Raw genomic sequence first — 6,478 nt, 5'->3', positions numbered from 1 at the left:
GGACTTGTTCGCCGACCCGGAATTCCGCGGCAAGGGGGTGGGACGGGCGCTGATCGAACACGTGTACGCCAGTGCCTCGGAGGCCGGTGCTTCGCGCGTCTGGTGGCTCACACATGAGTCCAACACGCAGGCCATGCTGCTGTACGACCGTGTCGCGGACAAGAGCGGGTTTGTCCAGTATCGGAAGGTGCTGTGAACCAGCCGGCGCTTGACACTCCCGTCCATGAGGGAGATCAGCGTGGCGGAGCAGTGCGAGGGGTGCTCCAGGGCACTGTGATTCCGCTTCCAGACTCGCGACGATGCAGGAGCCAACCCATGCGCGTTCGAATGGCCCGGGCCGAAGACCACGACCAGTGGCTGCTCCTGTGGAAGGGGTATCAGACCTTCTACAAGACGGACATCCCGGCAGCCACCACGGCCACTACCTGGGCCCGGTTTCATGATCCTTCCGAGCCCGTGTACTGCGCCGTGGCCGAAGAAGACGGCCGACTCGTCGGCATGGTGCACTACATCCAGCACCGCAGTTGCTGGACGGTGGGCGACTATGTCTACCTGCAGGACTTGTTCGCCACTCCGGAATTCCGCGGCAGGGGGGTGGGGCGGGCGCTGATCGAACACGTGTACGCCAGTGCCTCGGAGGCCGGCGCCTCCCGTGTCTGGTGGCTCACGCACGAGTCCAATAAGCAGGCAATGCTGCTCTACGACCGCGTTGCGGACAAGAGCGGCTTCCTCCAGTATCGGAAGGCGCTTTGAACTCGCGCCCAACGGAGAACGCCGGCCCCCTTCGGATAAAGGGGGTCGGCGTTCTCCGCGTAAGGTCAGCCGGCCCGGTTCACCTTGCCGCGCTTGGCCACATGACCGGACTGAGCCGACTTCGGCGCCAAGTTGCGCAACGCCGAGGCGATTCGCCGGGCGGGACCCGCCGCGGCGCCGGCCGGGGCCGGGCTCTTGGTCCTGGCGGCGCCGGCGGCCTTCGCGGTCACCGGAGCGGTCTTGGCGGTCGACGCCGCATCCGCCACGGAAGCCTTGTCAGCCTTCGGTGCGTCGGCGTCCTCGGACTCGGAGGCTTCCGATTTGGAGGCCTCGGTCTCGGGAGCCTCGGTCTCGGGAGCCTCGGTCTTGGGAGCCTCGGACTCGGGAGCCTCGGCTGCCTCGCTCTCGGGGGCCTCGGCGGCCTCCGGTGCGTCCTTCCCGGCGGTGCCGTCCAGCCCGCTGACCGAGCGGCTCGCAGCCGGAGCGGCGGCCGCAGCCTTGCCGGACACCATGCCGCGCACCCGGGCGGCCACCGCGGCCGCCGGCTGGGAATCCTCGGATTCGGACTCGTCGGATTCGGACTCGTCGGATTCGGAATCCTCGGAGTCGGACTCGTCGGCGTCGTCGCTGCCCTCGGAGTCGTCGTCGCTGTCCTCGGCGTCGTCGGAGCCCCCGGGCTGCCATGGCTTGATGCCGTTACCGCCGGTGATGCCGCTGATCAGCCCGGTGACGGTGGTGATCAGAGCGGTCAGGTCGAGGTTCTGGAACACCGTGCCGAGGCCACCGGGCAGCAGCTTGTTCGTCGCGTAGGTGATCAAGCCGGTCACACCGGTGCCGTAGATCGTGCTGTCGCCCGGGATTGTGCCGGTGAAGTAGACGCTGGCCAGGTCACCGACGACCGGGATGCCCGCGGTCAGGGCCGCGATGGCTGTGCTCAGGTCGAAACCCGCCCCGATGCCGCCGCCGCTGGCGATGGACTTGACCGCCTGGGTGATCGGCGAATCGACGCCGAACACCGACCCCGCGCCGACGTAGGCCACGGCTGCCAGGCCGGAGGTGATCGGATTCCCGCCGAGGCTGCCCGCCTCGAAGAAGTACCGGTCCAGGTACAACGGCACGAAACCTGCGGTGTCGATGAGGTAGTACGCGACGCCGGCCGGCCCGTTGACCAGGACGTCATTGTCGAACTCGCCGGGATAGAACGGGTCGGTGGGGCCTAGCAGGCCACCGAAGCCGGTGGCTGCGGCAACAGCGATCTGCTGGAAGTCGATGTCGGCAATCGCTGTCAGCCGGTACTCGGCTTTGGAAATACTGAGAGCAGACGGCAATCCGGCGATCTGGCCCGGGACGACAGCAGGCGCCGCGACAGCCATGGCAGCGACGCCGGCAAGCGCTACGCCCGAGGTCTTGAGCGATCGTGTGGTGGTCATGAACAGAATCCCCTCTAGATGAAGCTGAGTTTCAGATTAGCTGAATCTGAGAGAATCTAACCCTGCGTCGGCAAACGCGCAAGCCCTGTGTCCGGCCGGTCGGTTCGGCGGGCCGGGGGCCCTCAGCCGACCGGACCCCAGACCTCCCACTCGGCGCCGAAGTCGAGTTCGTACTGGGGCACCGCCGCGTTGCGGACGATCTCCCGGAAGTGGTCGCGCCACCCCCACCAGCCCACGACGTGGAAGGTGTGCTGCTGCCAGCCCAGGTGGTAGTCGCCGGGGATCGGTTCGCCCTTGTTCTCCGGTGAGAAGACGGCGATGGCCAGCAGTCCCAGCGCGGCGGAGGCGCGCAGCCACAGGCGGCCGCTGTGGATGTCGAACAGAGGCACGCCCTCGGCGTGCGGTGAGATCTGGCAGCCGGCCGCCATCACGGACTCGTCCTCGTGCAGATAGCGGTGGACGGCCCAGAGCACGTCGGCGATGTCGGGCCGTCCATCGGGCAGGTCGCTGTGCACCGGCAGCGGCAGGCGCGAGGTGCTGAAGTCGATCTCCGCCCCGGCCATTGCTCCGAAGACGTCGACGTCCTCGCGTACGGTTCGGCGGAACCTGGCGGCGGTGTCCATCGAGGGATGCCGCTTGGCCGCCGTCTCATCGAGGGCTGCGGTGGCATGCCACATCGCATTGCGCCACTGCTGCGCGCTCCAGTGGTCCAGCGAACTTTGAACTTCTTCTCCGACGCTCACGACTCCCGACAGTACCCAGTGGGCACCGAACCCGGCCACGAAGCGATCTAAGCGATAGTCAGTCCGCCGTCGACGACGATGGTCTGTCCGGTGACGTATCCGGCGGCCGGTGAGGCCAGCCACACCGCGGTCGCCGCCAGTTCCGTCGCGTCACCGAGCCGGCCCATGATGATTCGCGGCATCAGGCCGTCAAGGTAACCGGGTTTGAGTTCGTCGGTCATCTCGCTGGCGAAGAAACCCGGGGCCAGCGCGTTGACCCGGATGCCTCTGCGGCCGCTCCACTGCTGGGCCAGATCCCGGGTCAGTCCCATCACCGCGGCCTTGGACGCGCTGTAGGCGGCCTGCGGCAGACCGGCGGTGGTCAGGCCGAGCACGCTGGCGATGTTGACGATCGAACTGCCCGGACCCATCGCCCGCCCACAGGCCTGCGCCATCCAATACGAGCCGTTGAGGTTGACGTCGACGACGGCGCGGAACTCCTCGGGGGTCTCCCGGGAGGCCGGCACGGCGGTGCCCACCCCGGCGTTGTTGATCAGCACGTCGACCCGCCCGAACTCGGCCACGGCGGCGTCCACCAACTGACGGCACTGCTCGGGGTCGGCGACGTCGGTCTGCCGGGTGTGCACCCGCCGCCCGGCCCGTTCCACCAGCGCGGCGGTGGCGGCCATCTTCTCCACCCGCCGGGCGCCGAGCACCAGGTCCGCGCCGGCCTCGGCGAACCCCTGCGCGAACGAGACGCCGAGTCCCGACGAGGCCCCGGTGACGATGACGACCTTGCCGTCGAGCCGGAAGGAATCCAGGACGCTCATCGGGGGTCTCTGAGCACCTGGCGGGCGATCGCGTACTTGTGCACCTCGGTGGGTCCGTCATAGAGCCGGAAGGCCCGCATGTCGGAGAAGATCATGCCGACCGGGGTCTCATCGGAGATGCCCATGCCGCCCAGGATCTGCACGCAGCGGTCGGCGACCTTGAACAGTTCCTCGGAGACGTAGGCCTTCACCATCGAACTCTCGTGGCGGCCTTTGGCGCCGGTGTCCAGCGTCCAGCACGCCCACCAGATCCCCAGCCGGCACTGCTGCATGGCAATCTCGTTGTCCGCCAGCATGAAACCGACGCCCTGATGCTCACCGAGCGGCTTACCGAACGCGGTGCGGGTGCGGGCGTGTTCGACCGCGATGGACTGCGCCCGCGAGGCCGCTCCCAGCCAGCGCATGCAGTGGGTGAGCCGGGCCGGTGCCAGCCGCATCTGGGCGTAGCGCAGCGCCTGGCCGACCTCGCCGAGCACCGCCGAGGCAGGCAGCCGCAGATTGTCGAACCGCACCACGCCGTGGCCCTGCACGTAGTTGCGGTCCATGGTGTTCATCACCCGCTCCAGTTCGATCCCGGGTGTGCGGCCGTCGCAGAGGAAGAGCGTCGGACCCCCACCGTTGTGGCTGTTCGGCGCCACCCGGGCCATGATGATCCAGGTGCGCGCGCCGTCGGCGCCGGTGATCAGCCACTTGCGGCCGTTGATCACGTAGCCGCTGCCGTCGAAGGTGGCTTCGGTCTTGAGCTGGTCGGGATCGGAGCCCGCGCCGCCGGGTTCGGTCATCGCGAACACCGAACGCTGCCGCCCGTCGATGACCGGAACCAGGAACTCTTCGGCCTGAGCCCCGTCGGCGATCTTGGAGAGCAGATACATGTTGCCCTCGTCGGGGGCGGCGCAGTTCATCGCCACCGGTCCCAGCGTCGACCACCCCGCCGCCTCGAACAGCACCGCCTGCTCGCGGTGGCTGGGCTCCCACCCGCCGAACCGGCGCGGCGCCTGCACGGTCAGCAGGCCCGCCTCCCGCGCCAGCCCCACCATTTCGGTGCGCAGTTCCTCATCGGGCCCGTGCCGGGTCAGCCGCGGATCGCGTTCGAAGGGGACGATCGTCTCGGCGACGAACTCCCGGATCCGGTCACGCCGGGCCGCCAGTTCGGCCGGTATCTCGAAGTCGATCACTCAGGCTCCCTCCATGATCGCCACCGCCCGCTCGAAGAGCCGGACCGTCGCGGTGTGCAGAACATCGCCGATCTCCCTGGGCGCCTTGCCCGCAGCGGCGCGGGCGTGGGTGCCCTCCAGAATGATGCCGAGCTTGAAGCAGGCCATCACCGCGTACCAGTCGATGTGCGAAAGGTCTCGGGTGGTGTTGGCGGCGTAGCGGGCCACCAACTCCTCCGGGGTTGCCAGGCCGCCGGCGGTCATCAACTCGTTCGGCAGCACCGGTTCGTGCCCGGGCCGGTACCAGGTGGCCAGCATCCAGCCGAGGTCCAGCAACGGGTCGCCGATGGTGCACATCTCCCAGTCCACGATCGCCACCACGTCCGGGCCGGTGGGGGAGAACATCACGTTCGCTGCGTGGTAGTCGCCGTGCATGATGCCCGGGGAGAACGTCGAGGGCTGGTTGTCGCGCAGCCAGGTCGCGACGGCGTCGACGTCGCCGATGTCGGGGCCCGGATAGTTCTCGAAACCCGAGTAGCTCTCCAATTCCGAAAGCCACCGTGGCACTTGGCGTTCCAGGAATCCTTCCGGCTTGCCGAAGTCGCCCAGTCCCACCGCACGGTAGTCCAGGGCGCCAAGGCGGGCTACCGCGTCGGCCATCGACAGGCCCATCGCGTGGCGGATTCCCGCATCGGCGGCGTGCAGGGCAGGCAGTCCCGCGCCGGCGTTGAACCCGTCCACCGGCTCCATCAGATAGAAAACGGCGTCACCGAGCACCGAGGTGTCCTCGCACACCGCGATCAGTCCCGCGTGCGGGACGTCGCTGCCCGCCAGCGCCCGCAGCACCCGGGTCTCGCGCAGGATCACCGAATTACTCACCGGCCGCAGATGCCGCGGGCCGCGGCGGAACACAAATTCCCTTTCGCCGTCGCGGCCGCCCTGGCGCAGTCGCAGCATGATGTTCTGGGTTCCGCCGGTGATCTCGGTGACGCCGGTGATCGGACCCTCGCCCAGGCCGTGCTGCGACATCCAGGCGGCCACAGCCGCCATGTCGTGGTTGAGGCCCTCCACGCTGGCGAAGCTACCTCACTGCGCGGAGGTCGCTGATTTCGACCACGGCAGGTGGTTGTCGATGGCGCTGAAGAGGCTCCAGCCGACCAGGGTTCCCAGCGCGATGGAGACGACGGCGGCCCCGGCCTGGCTCATGCTGGCCACGTCGGCGTTGCCGCCGGTGGCGGCCTGGCTGACCGACATGAAGCTCGTCGCTCCGGGAACCAGCGACCAGAACGACGCGAGCAGCATCACCACCGCCGGCGGCGCGGTCTTGACCCGGGTGGCCAGCATGGCGAAAACCACGGACAGGATGGCCCCGACGAAGCCGGAGTGCGAGGCGGTCGCGAAGTGCTGTGCAGCCCGCTGTCCGAGGATCGCGACGGCGATGGCGGCCGTCAGCCAGAACAGCGATCCGGGCGGGGCCGACAGATAGAACGTCAGCCCGATGGCGACGACGACGATCGACACGTACAGCGACCACGCGCCCATCTGCGCCGAGGGCGCCTGCGGGGCGACCTGACCGGCGATGTGAACGC

General features: G+C 68.6%; 7 protein-coding genes and 1 pseudogene. 2 read left to right on the top strand and 6 right to left on the bottom strand.

Annotation, left to right across the window (positions count from 1 at the left end):
• Positions 1 to 196, top strand: a 196-nt coding sequence (locus ACKOQ4_RS02875; RefSeq protein WP_526288633.1) for a GNAT family N-acetyltransferase, incomplete at its 5' end; no start/stop codon positions are given.
• Between the two features lie 119 nt (positions 197 to 315).
• Positions 316 to 753 (top strand): GNAT family N-acetyltransferase, encoded by a 438-nt coding sequence (locus tag ACKOQ4_RS02870; RefSeq protein ID WP_526288631.1) that lies wholly within the window; start codon positions 316 to 318, stop codon positions 751 to 753.
• Positions 754 to 818: 65 nt separating this feature from the next.
• On the opposite strand, the gene ACKOQ4_RS02865 is transcribed toward ACKOQ4_RS02870, so the two are convergent.
• The 6 genes and pseudogenes from ACKOQ4_RS02865 to ACKOQ4_RS02840 all read right to left on the bottom strand — a co-directional run.
• Entirely contained in the window at positions 819 to 2,183 is a 1,365-nt protein-coding gene (locus tag ACKOQ4_RS02865) for a hypothetical protein (protein ID WP_526288629.1), read from the bottom strand.
• A gap of 122 nt (positions 2,184 to 2,305) precedes the next feature.
• Positions 2,306 to 2,926 carry an Rv1289 family protein gene (locus ACKOQ4_RS02860; protein ID WP_526288627.1) on the bottom strand — a complete coding sequence of 207 codons (621 nt, stop codon included), beginning with the start codon at positions 2,924 to 2,926 and terminating at the stop codon, positions 2,306 to 2,308.
• Between the two features lie 47 nt (positions 2,927 to 2,973).
• Positions 2,974 to 3,735, bottom strand: a complete 762-nt coding sequence (locus ACKOQ4_RS02855) for an SDR family NAD(P)-dependent oxidoreductase (RefSeq protein WP_526288625.1) — start codon at positions 3,733 to 3,735, stop codon at positions 2,974 to 2,976.
• Positions 3,732 to 4,910, bottom strand: a complete 1,179-nt coding sequence (locus tag ACKOQ4_RS02850) for an acyl-CoA dehydrogenase family protein (RefSeq protein ID WP_526288623.1) — start codon at positions 4,908 to 4,910, stop codon at positions 3,732 to 3,734. Before ACKOQ4_RS02850 ends, ACKOQ4_RS02855 begins: the two co-directional genes overlap by 4 nt.
• Positions 4,911 to 5,918 carry a phosphotransferase family protein gene (locus ACKOQ4_RS02845; protein WP_526288635.1) on the bottom strand — a complete coding sequence of 336 codons (1,008 nt, stop codon included), beginning with the start codon at positions 5,916 to 5,918 and terminating at the stop codon, positions 4,911 to 4,913.
• A gap of 57 nt (positions 5,919 to 5,975) precedes the next feature.
• A pseudogene (locus ACKOQ4_RS02840) lies at positions 5,976 to 6,478 on the bottom strand (threonine/serine ThrE exporter family protein); the annotation flags it as partial.

The organism is Mycobacterium sp., from assembly GCF_046095365.1.
In the GTDB taxonomy this organism is placed as follows: domain Bacteria; phylum Actinomycetota; class Actinomycetes; order Mycobacteriales; family Mycobacteriaceae; genus Mycobacterium.
This window is presented reverse-complemented; position numbering and strand designations above follow the sequence as displayed.